The organism is Pseudomonas sp. NPDC077408 (assembly GCF_050269105.1).
GTDB lineage: Bacteria > Pseudomonadota > Gammaproteobacteria > Pseudomonadales > Pseudomonadaceae > Stutzerimonas.
In genome coordinates this window covers 18701-31804 of sequence record NZ_JBNNHS010000006.1, presented here as the reverse complement: position 1 = coordinate 31804, position 13104 = coordinate 18701, and the positions used below count along the sequence as shown (strand labels likewise).

The window sequence follows — 13104 nt, the reverse complement described above, 5'->3', positions numbered from 1 at the left end:
TATAGCAAGAAGGAGTCCAATTTTCGATCCCGCATCGATACGGCCCCACCCGCCCACGACGGGCCAATCGAACGCGCCTGGGCTGAGGCAGTCAGACAGTCGACGGGTGGCGTGACGCTGCCCTCCTTAAGTCAAACAGGAGCGTGCTATGAAACAGTGGTTAATCGCTGCAATGGCTAGCTGCGCCGCGGTTGGCGTGCAGGCCGAAACCCTTTCAGTCGAAATGAACAAGGTCAACGATCAAGGCGTTGCCAGCTCTGTCGGCACTGTGAAGATCGAAACCACCGATCAGGGTCTTGTATTTCGTCCGAATTTGTCTGGCCTGAACGCCGGCGCGCATGGCTTCCACGTCCACGCCAATGGCAGCTGCCAGCCTGCAGAGAAAGACGGCAAGCAGGCCGCAGCCGTTGCAGCCGGCGGCCACTGGGATCCGAAGAACGCTGGCAAGCATGGCGAACCTTGGGGTGAGGGACACATGGGTGACCTGCCCGTCCTGGTGGTTGATGCCGAGGGCAAGGCCAACCAACCAGTCCTGGCGCCGCGCCTGAAGAGCCTCGGCGATCTCAAAAGCCACGCCCTGATGGTTCACGAAGGCGGCGACAACTATTCTGATGAACCCAAACCGCTCGGCGGTGGCGGCGCTCGGGTGGCCTGCGGCGTGATCGAGTAACGCGGCTTCAGGCTTCAGTCGGGCTGGGCCTCTGCGACCCGGAGATCCGCATTGGTGGGCTGAAGCCCACCAGTCCGGTAGGACGGCTCAACCCGCCAAGAAGATGAACACGGAGGACGGCGAACTAACCTACCGGACGGCTCCACGCCCAACGTTTCAAACCTCGAAACACCAAACTTCACACCGAGCGTATTCCCACTCGATCATTCATCGCGGCGCAAGTCCGGTGGAATGGGCAGACTGCTCAACGGATCTGGCCGCTTGCCCTTGCCGGAGCGGTACTGGCGTAGCTGATATACGTACGCCAGTACCTGGGCCACAGCGAGGTACAGCCCCGCTGGAATTTCCCGGTCGAGTTCGGTTGAGTAGTACACCGCTCGCGCCAGCGCAGGGGACTCAAGCACCGTCACCTTATGCTCGTTGGCGATTTCGCGAATCTTCAGAGCGACAAAATCCCCACCCTTGGCCACCAGCATTGGCGCCCCGCCTTTGCTGCCGTCGTATTTCAACGCTACGGCGAAGTGGGTCGGGTTGGTGATGACCACATCGGCGTCAGGGACGGCCTGCATCATCCGGCGTTGGGCAGCATCGCGCTGCAGCTGTCGAATCCGCGATTTGACCTCGGGCTTACCCTCGCTGTCCTTGTACTCGTCGCGCACTTCCTGCTTGGTCATCATCAGCTTCTGCTTGTTGTCCCAAAGCTGGAAAGGGACATCCACCGCGGCAATCAAAATCAGCCCGCAGGCCATCCACAGCGCGCACCAGCCGACCACCTCGACACTGTGCATGATGGCCAGATCCAGCGGCTGCTTGGCGATCGACAGCAGGTCGTCCTGATAGGCACTGAGCACGGCCAGCGCCACCGACAAAACAACGAGAAATTTGCCCAGTGCCTTCAGCAGCTCGACCAGCGCTTTGGTCGAGAACATCCGTTTGAGGCCTGGCCCGGGGTTCATACGACTGAACTTGGGTGCCATCGCCTTGGCTGAGAAAAGCCAGCCACCCAGCGAAACCGGGCCGATGATCGAGACGAGCAGCAGCACGATCAGCAGCGGCATGATGGCTTCCAGCGCAATCATGCCGCTGCCCATCAACAGCCTCACCATGGAGGCTTCGTCCAGCAGGGTTTCGCGGCTGAGCTCGAAGCTGCCCTGCATGATGGCCATCAGGCTGCCGGCCAGGCTGCCACCAGACGCCAATAAACCGCCAATGCCACCCAACGTTACCGCCACGGTGTTCAATTCACGAGAGCGGGCCAGCTGGCCTTTTTCACGGGACTCACGGATGCGTTTCTCCGTGGGTTCCTCGCTTTTATCGGCACCGCTTTCGCTCTCAGCCATGTACGGCCTCCGGCAGCATTAAGGAACGAATCAGCATCAGCGTAGACCGATCAGTTCGCGGAGCATCGCCAAGGCTTCACTGACGAAGGTCTGGTATTGGGCAAGAATGTCGGCCATGCCGATCCAGACGATGATCAAGCCGAGCACTAGCGTTAGCGGAAAACCGATCGAAAAAATGTTCAGCTGCGGCGCAGCGCGGGTCATCAGGCCGAACGCCAGGTTGACCACAAGCAGTGCCGTAATTGCTGGTAGTACCAACAACAGGCCGGCGCCGAGCACCCAGCCAAGCTTGCCGGCCACTTCCCAGAAATGGTTGGTGCCAACCAGCCAGCCGCCGATCGGCAGGGTAACGAAGCTTTCGGTGAGGATTTCCAGCACCACCAAGTGCCCATTCATCGCAAAGAACAGCAGAATCACCAGCATATTGAAGAACTGGCCGATCACCGGCACCGAAACACCATTAGCCGGATCGATCATCGACGCGAAGCCCAAACCCATCTGCATGGCAAGCAGTTGTCCGGACACGATGAACACCTGAAAGAACAGCTGAAGCACGAAGCCCAGCATGACCCCGATCAGGATCTGCTCCGCAATCAACACCAGCGCCTGCCCGCTCAGCGCGTCCACCATCGGTACTGCTGGCAGCCCAGGCACGAGGACGACCGCAATCGCGACCGCCAGATAGAGCCGAACCCGCATCGGCACCAACTGAGTACCGATGATCGGCATGCTCATCAGCAGTGCCGCAATGCGAAACAACGGCAGCAGAAACTGCCCGACCCAGGCGCCGATCTGCGCATCGCTGAGTTCAAGCACGGGCGCGCACCTGGCGCGAGGTATCGATCATCAGGGTCAACCGATGATCAGCGGAATGTTCTGGACCAGACCCTGGGTGTACTCCATCAGCTCTCGAACCAGCCAAGGGCCGGCCCAGATCAGCGTCAACAGCATGACCAACAGGCGCGGCAGAAAACTCAGCGTTTGTTCGTTGATCTGGGTGGCCGCCTGAAACATCGCCACCACGAGGCCGACCAGCAGACTGGGCACGACCAGCACGCCAACGATCATGGCGGTCATCCAGAGGGCCTCACGAAACAGGTCAACCGCGACTTCGGGTGTCATGCGTGTCTCCGTATAGGCCCTAGAGCGTGCCGAAACTACTGGCCAGCGTACCGATGATCAAACCCCAGCCATCGACCAGCACGAACAGCATGATCTTGAACGGCAGCGAGATGATCAGCGGCGAGAGCATCATCATGCCCATCGCCATCAGCACGCTGGCGACCACCATGTCGATGATCAGGAACGGGATAAAGATCATGAAGCCGATCTGGAACGCGGTTTTCAGTTCGGAGGTCACGAATGCCGGAACCAGGATGGTCAGCGGCGCCGCGTCCGGGGTCTGGAGATCGGTCCGGCGGGACAGCCGCACGAACAGCTCCAGATCGCTTTCGCGAGTCTGCGCGAGCATGAAGTTCTTCAACGGCACCTCGGCCCGTGAAATCGCCTCGGGCGCAGACAGCTGCTGGTTTAGATAGGGCTGCACCGCCTCGTTGTTAATGCGTTCGAACACCGGCGCCATGATGAACAACGTCAGAAAAATGGTGAGGCCCACCAGGATCTGGTTCGACGGTGTCTGCTGCAGGCCCAGCGCCTGACGCAAGATCGAAAAGACAATGATGATGCGGGTGAAACTGGTCATCAGCATGACGAACGCCGGGATGAAACTCAGCGCTGTCATGATCAGCAAAATCTGCAGGCTGACCGAATATTCCTGCTGTCCTTGGGCATCCGTGCTCAGGGTAATGGCCGGTATCGACAGAGGATTGTCGCCCTGCGCGATCAAACCACCCGCATCCTGGCCCACAGCGAACGGGGCGGCCAGAATCAACAGGGCCGCCAACAACAATCGAAGCATCAGGGCTTGTCCTTATGGTCCCGCCCGAGCAGCTCCATTAGGCGCTGGGCAAACTCCGGGTTGGCCGGCTCGGCATCCGGCAGGTGTACCGGCTCCTCAAGCACATGCAGTGGGGTGATCCGACCGGCGCTCAGGCCGAGCAGCACTTGTTCACTGCCGACCTGCACCAGCACTAGCCGCTCGCGAGGGCCCAGCGCGTGGCTCGAGATCAGCTTGATCGCCTGGTTGCTGCGCGGGTTCAGCTGCTGCATCCGGCGAAGTAACCAGGCAAGCAGAAAGATCAGGCCGATCACCAGCAGCAGCCCAAGCAGCAACTTGGTCATCTGTGTGCCCATGCCAGTGCTGCTCATGCTTGCTGCGGGCTCAGCGGCCACCGCTGGAAAAGCCAGTAACAGCGAGGGGAGCGCCAGGAACCGCATGTCAGCGCAACTTCTTGATGCGTTCGCTCGGACTGATCACGTCAGTCAGACGAATGCCAAACTTTTCGTTCACCACCACCACTTCGCCGTGGGCGATCAGTGTGCCGTTCACCAGCACATCCAGCGGCTCGCCGGCCAGCCGATCCAGCTCGACCACCGAACCCTGATTGAGCTGCAACAGATTGCGAATGCTGATTTCGGTACTGCCGACCTCCATCGAGATCGACACCGGGATATCCAGAATGACGTCCAGGTTCGGCCCTTCGAGTCCTGCGGGCACAGCAGCCGACTTCGGACTGCTACCAAACTCCTCCAGCGGCGCACGAGGCGGCGCCGGCGCTGCTGCCGGGCCCTGGTTCAGCAAGGCATCGATATCATCCTGATTGGCGTCACCGGCCTCGGCCAGTGCCGAAGCCCACTCGTCGGCCAGCGCCTGCTCCTCGGGGGAAGTGTTTTCGTGTTCATCTGCCATCGCTAATCCTCGACCGGCGGGTAATTGAATAAAGTCTGAATCAACGTGGTCGCAATACGGATTCGAGCACTTGCAATGCCAGGTTGCCCTTGTGCGCACCCAGCTTGACCTTGAAAGCCGGCATGCCGTTGGCGCGCATGATTATGTCTTCCGGCATTTCCACCGGTATCACATCGCCCGGCTGCATATTGAGAATCTCGCGCAGCTTGAGCTGACGCCGCACCACCGTCGCACTGAGCGGCACGCTCACATCGAGGACGTCCTCGCGCAGCGCGTTTACCCAGCGCTCGTCCTGATCGCTTACATCGGACTGGAAACCGGCATCGAGCATTTCGCGGATCGGCTCGATCATCGAATACGGCATGGTGATGTGAAGATCGCCACCGCCACTCTCGAGCTCGATATGGAATGTCGACACGACCACCACTTCGCTGGGGCTGACGATGTTGGCCAACGCCGGATTCACTTCCGAATGCACGTATTCGAAATTGACGTCGAGTACCGCGTGCCAGGCTTCCTTCAGATCGACGAAAGCCTGGTCCAGAACCATGCGCACCACACGCAGTTCGGTGGGCGTGAATTCTCGGCCCTCGATCTTTGCATGGCGCCCGTCACCGCCAAAGAAGTTATCTACCAGTTTGAACACCAGTTTGGCGTCGAGGATGAACAGTGACGTTCCGCGCAGCGGCTTGATCTTCACCAGATTGAGGCTGGTCGGCACATACAGCGAGTGAATGTATTCGCCGAACTTCATCACCTGCACGCCGCCTACTGATACGTCTGCCGAGCGGCGTAGCAGGTTGAACATGCTGATGCGTGTGTAGCGGGCAAAACGTTCGTTAATCATTTCCAGGGTAGGCATGCGCCCACGGACGATCCGGTCCTGGCTGGTCAGGTCGTAACTCTTGATGCTGCCCGGTTCGGAATCGCTTTCGGTATCGACCAGACCGTCATCGACTCCGTGCAGGAGCGCGTCGATCTCGTCTTGCGAGAGCAGGTCTTGAACAGCCATCTGAAACGACCCCTATTGCAATACGAAGTTGGTGAACAGGACTTGCTCGATCGCGAGCTTGCCAATTTCCTTCTGCGCCAGTTCCTGAACGCTGGCGGTCGCCTGCTGCCGCAGCATTTCTTGGCCGACAGGCGTCGCTAGGCTGGCAAAGTCCTGACTGGAGAACAACATGACCAGTTGATTGCGTAACAACGGCATGTGTTCCTTTAATCCATCGAGCGCTGCCTGATCACGCGACATCAGCGCAACGCTTACTTGCATGTAGCGTTGACGCCCACCGGCATTGGTGAAGTTGACAATAAAAGCCGGTGCCAGCACTTCGTAGATTGCCGCTTGGCGCTGGGGCGCAGCATCCTCGCTGGCAGCATCGTCCGCCGGCTTATCTGCCTCGCCTTGAGACATGAAGTACAAGGTAGCGCCCACCGACACCCCGACGGCCAACAGCAATCCTAAGACAATCAGAATGATCAGCTTCAGTTTGCCCTTTCCTTCGGTCGCAGCCGCAGGACTCGGAACGTCCGGAGGTCCTTGTTTCTTTGCCATGCCAAATATCCGTCATTACAAGTGTTTTCACTCGCCTAATTAAGGAAGCGAGCAACTGCTGTGCCAAAGTATCGGCTAGCGAACAGGCAGCGTAAACGATTGCCATGGCGCGTCCGTCTTTTGTAGACGAATAGTCGGAGACTCAGGTTGCCGTGAGCAAAAAAAACCGGGCGCGAAGCCCGGTCCTGTCAGCACGTTACGGTCACGCGTAGTAATCCACCAAGCCGCGATCGCCACCGGTACGCGCAGAGCTGATCTCCATGCTGCCCTGAACGACCTCATCATCCCCTGCAGTCGATACACCGGCGGCGCCACGATCACGCGATTCGCCGCCGCCGTCACCGCGCCAACCTCGCGACTGGTCTGAGACGTTCACGTCCATCGTCATCCCCTGCTGGGCGAACATATCGCGCAGTCGCTGCATCTGCCCTTCCAGCGCATCGCGTACGCCTGCATGCGGGCTGAGGAAGGTCACCTGGGTTTGATCCTTGGTCATATCGATACGAACCTCCATGCGGCCCAGCTCGGCCGGATCAAGCTGAATTTCGGCCGACTTGAGGTTCTGGCTGGACAACCACATCACTCGATCAACCACGGCTTCGCTCCAGCCGGTCTGCTGCATCTGCACAGGTTGTCCTGGCACCATCGTAGGCCGCTGCAGCTGCTGGGTCTGATTCTGCTGCGCAAGCGCCTGAGTCAATGGATTGAGCCGGTTGAGTGCCGCCTCTCCGCTGACGCTTGGGCGACTATCCTTCGACGCGTCCAACTTCTCGAGCAGTTCACCGAAACCTTCCTCCATCGAGCGATCGTCGCTCTCGTCGGCCAGGGCCTCGCCTTCAAGCAGAGCCGCGGGGAGAGTTTCTTGCGCATCGCTCGTGCCTTCCTCAACCAAGACGGAAGTCGTGACAGGGCTTTTCTGGTTCGCCAACTGAAGCTCCAGCGTACGTTGCCCTGCCAGTACCGTCTCGCCTTCTGCCTCGAGACTCTCGGCAGCCACAACCGGTTGTGCCAGGCCAACCAGTAACTCGCTGTCTGGCAGCGGCAGTTCGTCGACGGGCGACGCCTCGCTGACCGTACCCTGCCCGCCCATGCCGAACAGCAACAGCGGATCAAGCTCGGCCTCGGGGTTCGGCACGCTGTCATCGACCGTCTCGAGGCTGGCAGGCAAGTCATTGCCGGTTTCGGCGGTTGCCGGCTTTTCGGTGCCGCTTGCCTTGTCGGTTTCCTGACTCGGCTCCTCGCCAGTCGGCTTGTCCCGGGCCGGCTTCGCCGCCGCGTTTTGCGCCTCGGCAGGCTTACCCTGACGCTCTTTCGCGTAGACGTTAGCGAAGCTGGAGGCCTCGTCACGACTGGATTGTTGGGCCGGCTTGGGGGATGTGTTCGCTGCCTTGGCGGCGGCGGTCGGGGCCTTGATATTGAGCAACAGATCGGGGGAAACGGCCATGGATCTTTCCGCTGAGGATGGAGACGTGCTCATGCTCAAGCAAACTCCGGGCCACTCGGTTGCGAACGAAGGTTCAGCGGCAGCGTCGCGACCCCTGCGGGACTGCAGAGAAAAGGTTCCTGTTAGCCAGGTCCTCCCCAACGCTGGCGTTCGGCGCGATAGAGAATGCGCACAATGGCAAATTCCCGTTCGATGCGCTCAATCAGGACCGGCGCCTCATCCAGCTGGTCGCGCCTGGCGGATTCCTCCATCTCACGACAAAGTTCTGCCAGCAGCGCGGCGCCCATGTTGCTGCAGCTACCTTTGAAACTGTGCGCAGCCTGACGCAAGCTCTCTGCTTCGCCGCTCCGACAGGCCGCCTGCAACAGCCGCAGTCGCTCTTCGGAATCGACGAGAAAGGTGTCCAGCAGCACCGGGTACTCCGCCTCCATCACTTCCTGAAGGGTGACCAGCACGCTGGTGTCGAGATGTTCGGCCACGGAGATGCTCCTGGCGGTAAACGGCGAATTATGCATGACCGGACCAGTGAAACTCCACGTTGAGCACCTTCCCATCGGGCTGCCAATAAAATCGCTCGCTTAACTGGCGAATCATGCGTAGTCCTCGCCCTCCCAGGTATTCGCTGCAGTATTGCTGGTTCAATGCACACTGCACATCAAAGCCCGGCCCGCTGTCGCGAACAGCGATGCGCAGGGCCCCATTGGCCCCTTCAGACTTGACGGTAAACTCGATAGACACGAAGCCTTCGCTAAGCGCGTCCAGGCGCCGCTGGCGTTCCCGGTAATAGCTGGCAAAGCCTTCCGCGTCAGACTTGATGGACGAGTCGAGCAACAACACCCCATGCTCCACGGCGTTGGCATAAAGCTCAGTCAACACCGTAAAAATGGTGCCGACACGGTACCGCAGGGGCGAAATCTGCAGCAAAAGCTGCATCGCCATCGGCAAAGGGTCAGCCGAGCGCAGGCTGCCGGGTCGTAGTTCGAAGCAAGTCGACCAATCTCTCGGGCGCTGCTCTCGGCTTCCGAGTGGGTAAACATGGAGCGGATGAGGCGCAACCGCCCCCGGCTCGGCGATCATGCTCACTTCAACCAGGCTCAGGTCGTCAAGTATTTGACCATGGAAGGCATGCAGCGCCTCCTGAATGTCGTCGAACAGCGTCGCGGGGTCGGAGTTGGACTCCAACACGGCTAGCAGCCGTTGCTCGCCGAACAGCTGATCATCGGCGTTGCAGCTCTCCAGCAACCCGTCCGACAGCAATAGCAGGCGGTCGCCCAGCGCCAAAGGCAGTGTCTCGAAGGTGTCATCGAATGACGTCGCCTCTCGTACCCCTAGCGGCAAATGCCTGGACCGCAAGGGCAACCGTGCGCCGTTCACGGCCTTGAGCAGATAACCGTCTGGCAAGCCACCGTTCCACACCCGCAAGATTCCTTGCTCGAGGTTGATGTCGAGAAAAGTGGCGCAGCAGAACATCTCGACCGGCAGGATCAGCTTTAGCTTGGCGTTGATATCGCGAAGGATCTGATTACTCGAGTAGCCCTTGGCGGTCATTCCGTAAAAAGTTTCCGCCAGCGGCATGGCGCCAATCGCGGCCGGCAGACCATGGCCGGTGAAGTCGCCGAGTAGCACGAACATCCTGCCGGCCGGCGCTTGGGCAGCGAGCAGCAGGTCGCCATTGAACAGCGCTCGAGGAGATTGTCGATAGCGGATGTTGGGGGCGTTAAGACAGCCGGCGTGAGCGACCTTGTCGAAAATGGCCTTGGCCGCGCGCTGCTCGTCGAGCAATTGTTGATTGCGGCGGCCGATCAGATCGCGCTGCTCCAGCACCGTCGCTTGCAGTCGGCGCAAGCGATGCATGGCCTGGATCTTTGCCTCCAGAATGATCGGGTTGTACGGCTTGGCGATAAAGTCATCGCCGCCCGCCTCGAGGCAGCGAACCAGCGCTTCGTTTTCGGTCAGCGAGGTGAGAAAAATGATTGGCACCAGCTCATTGCCGGCCAGTTGCTTGATCTGTTGTGCCGCTTCGAAGCCGTCCATCACTGGCATCAATGCATCCATCAATACCAGCTGTGGGCGCTCGCGCTCGAACAGCTCCACCGCTTCGGCGCCATTGGCGGCGGTCACCACGTGATGGCCCTGTTGGCGGACGATAGCCGCCAACAGCATGCGATCAGCCGCACCATCCTCGGCAATGAGTATGGAGAGCCGACGAGGCATCAGGCGATCGCGAACAGTTGTTCGAAGTTGGAAACCGAAAGGACTTTGCGGACGTCAGGATTGCAATTGATCAGGCGAATATCGGCCTTGTCGCTGCCCGCATGATCGCGCAACAGTAACAACATCCCAAGGGCAGAACTGTCGAGATAGGTCGCGCCGTTGAGGTCGACCACATAGCGTCGGGGCGAACTCCCAGCACATTGATAGGCATCGCGAAAAGCCTGGTGCGTGTTGAAATCGAAGCGCCCTCGAATCGTTATGGTCAGCTCCTGTCCATCTGCCGATAGCTGTGAACTGATGGTCATCTAGCACTCCTGATCCGAACGAGGTCGTGGCCTTTCGCCACGGCTGTCGTTATTGCTGGGTTGGTGCCGGCGCGCAGCGTGGCGCCACGTCCAGGGCCTGCAGCTTCAATTCCAATCGCGCTAATGTAAAGAAGCTGATGAAGATTTAGCACCCTAAGCCCAGCGCAGCAAGCCTCAATCCTGTTTAGGGCGACTCGAGAGTCGCTGGGAAAATTCGTCCAGCAGTTTTTGCTCTCGCTTGTCCGCCGCGGTCCTTGCCTCTTGCAGATAACGCTCGACCAGTCTGCGCAGTCCGTCGAGCCGCGCTCGTCGCTGCTGCCATTGTTCGCGCAGCTTGTCGAGGTTGTTGCGATGCCAATCCAGGCTGCGCTGCTGCTGCCCGATGGCGGATTCGAGTTGGGAGAGAAAACGTTGGTAGTTCATCAGCCATTGGCCGGACACGCCCTGGCTGCCTTGAGCCATCCACTGCTGCTGGTAATCGGCGAAGTATTGCCGTAACTCGCCCAGCTTGGCTTCGGCCTGGGCAACTTGCGTCTGGCCTTGGCCAAATAGCTTAGCGGCCTCTCGCTCGGCACGCTCGGCCATATCGATCACCGGCGCCAGGCGCGCCGCTCGGCTGGCTGGCAAGGATTAGCCTGCGGCCTTGGGATTGAATACGTTGGCCAGCAGCGCTTCGCTCTGGGCCAAATGCTCGGCTTCGTCCAGCCCCTGCCGAAGGTAGCGAACCATCTCCGCCTGTCGGGCGATGGCGAGGTCGGTTTCCGGATCGCCTCCAGGTACGTACGCGCCGACGCTGATCAGATCGCGGCTCTGCTGAAAACGCGACCAGAGCTGTTTGAAGCGCTGGGCGTTGCGCATATGTTCAGCGCTGACCACCTGCGGCATGACCCGGCTGATTGAGGCCTCGATGTCGATGGCGGGGTAATGCCCCTCCTCCGCCAACCGGCGAGACAATACAAAATGGCCGTCCAACACCCCTCGCGCGGCGTCGGCGATCGGGTCCTGCTGATCGTCGCCCTCGGACAAGACGGTGTAGAACGCCGTAATCGAGCCGCCGCCCTCTTCCGCATTGCCGGCGCGTTCCACCAGGCTGGGCAACTTGGCGAACACCGATGGTGGATAGCCCTTGGTCGCCGGCGGCTCGCCAATGGCCAGAGCGATCTCGCGCTGTGCCTGGGCGAAGCGGGTCAGCGAGTCCATCAGCAACAGGACGTTCTTGCCCTTGTCGCGGAAATACTCGGCGATGCGCGTGCAATACATGGCGGCTCGCAAGCGCATCAAGGGCGCGTCATCCGCTGGCGAGGCGACGACTACCGAACGCTTGATGCTTTCTTCGGTGAGAATGTTCTCAATGAACTCTTTTACTTCCCGGCCCCGTTCGCCGATGAGCCCGACGACGATGATGTCGGCCTCGGTGAAGCGCGTCATCATGCCGAGCAGGACCGACTTACCCACGCCGGTGCCGGCGAACAGCCCCAGACGCTGCCCGCGGCCGACGGTCAGCAAGCCGTTGATGCTGCGGATCCCGACATCCAGCGGCTCGCTGATGGGGTGGCGCTTGAGCGGGTTGATCACCGGGCCGTCCATGGGGACCCAGTCCTCGGCTTTCATTCCGCCCTTGCCGTCCAGTGCACGGCCAGCACCGTCCAGCACGCGCCCCAGCATCGAGGTCCCCATGGGTAGACGCCCGGTATTGGCCAAGGGCACCACGCGCGCGCCGGGGGCGATGCCCGCTAGGCTTCCGACCGGCATCAGGTACAGCTTGCCACCGGAAAACCCCATCACCTCGGCTTCGACCTGGGTCGGATGGTAGCTGTCTTCGTTGATCACCAGGCAGCGGCTGCCGACCGCAGCACGCAGGCCTTCGGCTTCCAGCGTCAGCCCGACCATACGCAACAACCGACCCTCGAGGATCGGTTGGCTGGGAAGCTTGATCGCCTCGCCATAGGTTTCAAAGCGCTTGGCGAAGCTGGTTCGTTCAAGGCGCATCGGCTGGCTCCGCGCCCGAGCCGAGATCAAGATGCAGGTCAGCCTCAGGCGGGCTGGTGGCGTTTTCCCGCTGCTGTTCGAATAGCTGACTGATCGCCTGGCCCAGGCGCGTTTCGACACTCGCGTCGATACGGCTCTGTTCGGTCTCGATCCGGCAACCGCCCGGCAGCAGATCACTGTCTTCCACAATGCGCCAGGTCTCTTCGTGGCGCTCGCGCAGCGCTTTGACCAGGTCGAAATCCTGCGGGTTGATGTAGATGCGCACGTTGCTGGCTCCCATGGGCAACAACTTGAGCGCTTCGCGCAGCACCTGGCGGATCTGGCTGGAGTCGACCAGCAGATCGCGCTGAATCACTTCTCGCGCCAGTTGGCTAACCAGTGTGACCATTGCGTGTTCGAGGTTTCGATCCTGATCGGCGATGGGTTCGAGCAACTGCGTCATCAGCTTTTCCAAGCTCTCCAGCTTGGGGTTCAGCGCCGCCTCGGCTTCTTGCCTGGCCTTGAGCTGACCGGCGTGAAAGCCATCCTTTTCGCCCGTACTGAAACCTTCGTTGTAAGCCTCCTGACGAATGGCCTCGAGCTCGTCGAGCGTCAGAGGTTTGACTTCCTCGACCGGCACGTCCTCGCTGCGTGACAAGTCCTCGCCTTCAACCGGCTCCTCGCCAATCTCTGGGTCTTCCAGTGCCGCACCCAGAGGGTCGAAGCTCGGTAAGGCCCAGCGATCAAAAACGCTGACATCTTTCGCGCGGATCACATCGCTGGGGTTTTCCTTGGACAT

At 60.3% G+C, this 13104-nt stretch carries 16 protein-coding genes; 1 reads left to right on the top strand and 15 read right to left on the bottom strand.

Annotated features, from left to right (window positions below; translation table 11 throughout):
• Positions 1–148 precede the first annotated feature (148 nt).
• Positions 149–670 (top strand): superoxide dismutase [Cu-Zn] SodC, encoded by a 522-nt coding sequence (gene sodC, locus ACQKEK_RS15720; RefSeq protein ID WP_499143707.1) that lies wholly within the window; start codon positions 149–151, stop codon positions 668–670.
• A 203-nt stretch (positions 671–873) separates the two neighbouring features.
• Here sodC and flhB read toward each other — a convergent pair whose 3' ends face one another.
• From flhB to fliH, 15 genes are all read right to left on the bottom strand, one after another.
• A complete protein-coding gene (gene flhB / locus ACQKEK_RS15715) occupies positions 874–2010 on the bottom strand; it encodes a flagellar biosynthesis protein FlhB (RefSeq protein WP_499143706.1) in 1137 nt (378 codons plus the stop codon).
• A gap of 36 nt (positions 2011–2046) precedes the next feature.
• On the bottom strand, positions 2047–2826 hold the full coding sequence (gene fliR / locus ACQKEK_RS15710) for a flagellar biosynthetic protein FliR (RefSeq protein ID WP_045425751.1): 780 nt from the start codon (positions 2824–2826) through the stop codon (positions 2047–2049).
• 36 nt (positions 2827–2862) lie between these two features.
• The gene (fliQ, locus tag ACQKEK_RS15705) at positions 2863–3132 is read right to left on the bottom strand and encodes a flagellar biosynthesis protein FliQ (RefSeq protein ID WP_045425749.1); all 270 of its coding nucleotides are present in this window, start codon (positions 3130–3132) and stop codon (positions 2863–2865) included.
• Positions 3133–3151: 19 nt separating this feature from the next.
• Positions 3152–3928 (bottom strand): flagellar type III secretion system pore protein FliP, encoded by a 777-nt coding sequence (gene fliP, locus ACQKEK_RS15700; RefSeq protein WP_499143705.1) that lies wholly within the window; start codon positions 3926–3928, stop codon positions 3152–3154.
• Positions 3928–4347 carry a flagellar biosynthetic protein FliO gene (gene fliO, locus ACQKEK_RS15695; protein ID WP_064482600.1) on the bottom strand — a complete coding sequence of 140 codons (420 nt, stop codon included), beginning with the start codon at positions 4345–4347 and terminating at the stop codon, positions 3928–3930. The genes fliP and fliO overlap by 1 nt, the downstream gene beginning before the upstream one ends.
• Before the next feature lies 1 nt (position 4348).
• Positions 4349–4819, bottom strand: a complete 471-nt coding sequence (gene fliN / locus ACQKEK_RS15690) for a flagellar motor switch protein FliN (protein WP_128119093.1) — start codon at positions 4817–4819, stop codon at positions 4349–4351.
• 40 nt (positions 4820–4859) lie between these two features.
• Complete coding sequence (fliM, locus tag ACQKEK_RS15685; RefSeq protein ID WP_499143704.1) at positions 4860–5831, bottom strand: flagellar motor switch protein FliM; 972 nt, start codon at positions 5829–5831, stop codon at positions 4860–4862.
• Positions 5832–5843: 12 nt separating this feature from the next.
• Positions 5844–6374, bottom strand: a complete 531-nt coding sequence (fliL, locus tag ACQKEK_RS15680) for a flagellar basal body-associated protein FliL (RefSeq protein WP_045425736.1) — start codon at positions 6372–6374, stop codon at positions 5844–5846.
• Between the two features lie 202 nt (positions 6375–6576).
• Positions 6577–7818, bottom strand: a complete 1242-nt coding sequence (locus ACQKEK_RS15675; protein WP_499143703.1) for a flagellar hook-length control protein FliK — start codon at positions 7816–7818, stop codon at positions 6577–6579.
• Between the two features lie 122 nt (positions 7819–7940).
• Complete coding sequence (locus tag ACQKEK_RS15670) at positions 7941–8333, bottom strand: Hpt domain-containing protein (RefSeq protein ID WP_499143702.1); 393 nt, start codon at positions 8331–8333, stop codon at positions 7941–7943.
• Complete coding sequence (locus ACQKEK_RS15665; RefSeq protein WP_499143701.1) at positions 8326–10032, bottom strand: SpoIIE family protein phosphatase; 1707 nt, start codon at positions 10030–10032, stop codon at positions 8326–8328. Before ACQKEK_RS15665 ends, ACQKEK_RS15670 begins: the two co-directional genes overlap by 8 nt.
• Complete coding sequence (locus tag ACQKEK_RS15660) at positions 10032–10337, bottom strand: STAS domain-containing protein (RefSeq protein WP_045425730.1); 306 nt, start codon at positions 10335–10337, stop codon at positions 10032–10034. The genes ACQKEK_RS15665 and ACQKEK_RS15660 overlap by 1 nt, the downstream gene beginning before the upstream one ends.
• 174 nt (positions 10338–10511) lie before the next feature.
• A complete protein-coding gene (gene fliJ, locus ACQKEK_RS15655; protein ID WP_081262942.1) occupies positions 10512–10964 on the bottom strand; it encodes a flagellar export protein FliJ in 453 nt (150 codons plus the stop codon).
• 3 nt (positions 10965–10967) lie between these two features.
• Positions 10968–12326, bottom strand: a complete 1359-nt coding sequence (gene fliI, locus ACQKEK_RS15650) for a flagellar protein export ATPase FliI (RefSeq protein ID WP_046162305.1) — start codon at positions 12324–12326, stop codon at positions 10968–10970.
• Positions 12316–13104 carry a flagellar assembly protein FliH gene (fliH, locus tag ACQKEK_RS15645; RefSeq protein ID WP_499143700.1) on the bottom strand — a complete coding sequence of 263 codons (789 nt, stop codon included), beginning with the start codon at positions 13102–13104 and terminating at the stop codon, positions 12316–12318. Before fliH ends, fliI begins: the two co-directional genes overlap by 11 nt.

What these genes read in the sequence shown, in the direction of transcription:
- sodC (WP_499143707.1), top strand. Translation starts at nt 149, where the DNA reads ATGAAACAGTGGTTAATCGCTGCAATGGCTAGCTGCGCCGCGGTTGGC.
- flhB (WP_499143706.1), bottom strand. Translation starts at nt 2,010, where the DNA reads ATGGCTGAGAGCGAAAGCGGTGCCGATAAAAGCGAGGAACCCACGGAG.
- fliQ (WP_045425749.1), bottom strand. Translation starts at nt 3,132, where the DNA reads ATGACACCCGAAGTCGCGGTTGACCTGTTTCGTGAGGCCCTCTGGATG.
- fliP (WP_499143705.1), bottom strand. Translation starts at nt 3,928, where the DNA reads ATGCTTCGATTGTTGTTGGCGGCCCTGTTGATTCTGGCCGCCCCGTTC.
- fliO (WP_064482600.1), bottom strand. Translation starts at nt 4,347, where the DNA reads ATGCGGTTCCTGGCGCTCCCCTCGCTGTTACTGGCTTTTCCAGCGGTG.
- fliN (WP_128119093.1), bottom strand. Translation starts at nt 4,819, where the DNA reads ATGGCAGATGAACACGAAAACACTTCCCCCGAGGAGCAGGCGCTGGCC.
- fliM (WP_499143704.1), bottom strand. Translation starts at nt 5,831, where the DNA reads ATGGCTGTTCAAGACCTGCTCTCGCAAGACGAGATCGACGCGCTCCTG.
- fliL (WP_045425736.1), bottom strand. Translation starts at nt 6,374, where the DNA reads ATGGCAAAGAAACAAGGACCTCCGGACGTTCCGAGTCCTGCGGCTGCG.
- ACQKEK_RS15675 (WP_499143703.1), bottom strand. Translation starts at nt 7,818, where the DNA reads ATGGCCGTTTCCCCCGATCTGTTGCTCAATATCAAGGCCCCGACCGCC.
- ACQKEK_RS15670 (WP_499143702.1), bottom strand. Translation starts at nt 8,333, where the DNA reads ATGCATAATTCGCCGTTTACCGCCAGGAGCATCTCCGTGGCCGAACAT.
- ACQKEK_RS15665 (WP_499143701.1), bottom strand. Translation starts at nt 10,032, where the DNA reads ATGCCTCGTCGGCTCTCCATACTCATTGCCGAGGATGGTGCGGCTGAT.
- ACQKEK_RS15660 (WP_045425730.1), bottom strand. Translation starts at nt 10,337, where the DNA reads ATGACCATCAGTTCACAGCTATCGGCAGATGGACAGGAGCTGACCATA.
- fliI (WP_046162305.1), bottom strand. Translation starts at nt 12,326, where the DNA reads ATGCGCCTTGAACGAACCAGCTTCGCCAAGCGCTTTGAAACCTATGGC.
- fliH (WP_499143700.1), bottom strand. Translation starts at nt 13,104, where the DNA reads ATGTCCAAGGAAAACCCCAGCGATGTGATCCGCGCGAAAGATGTCAGC.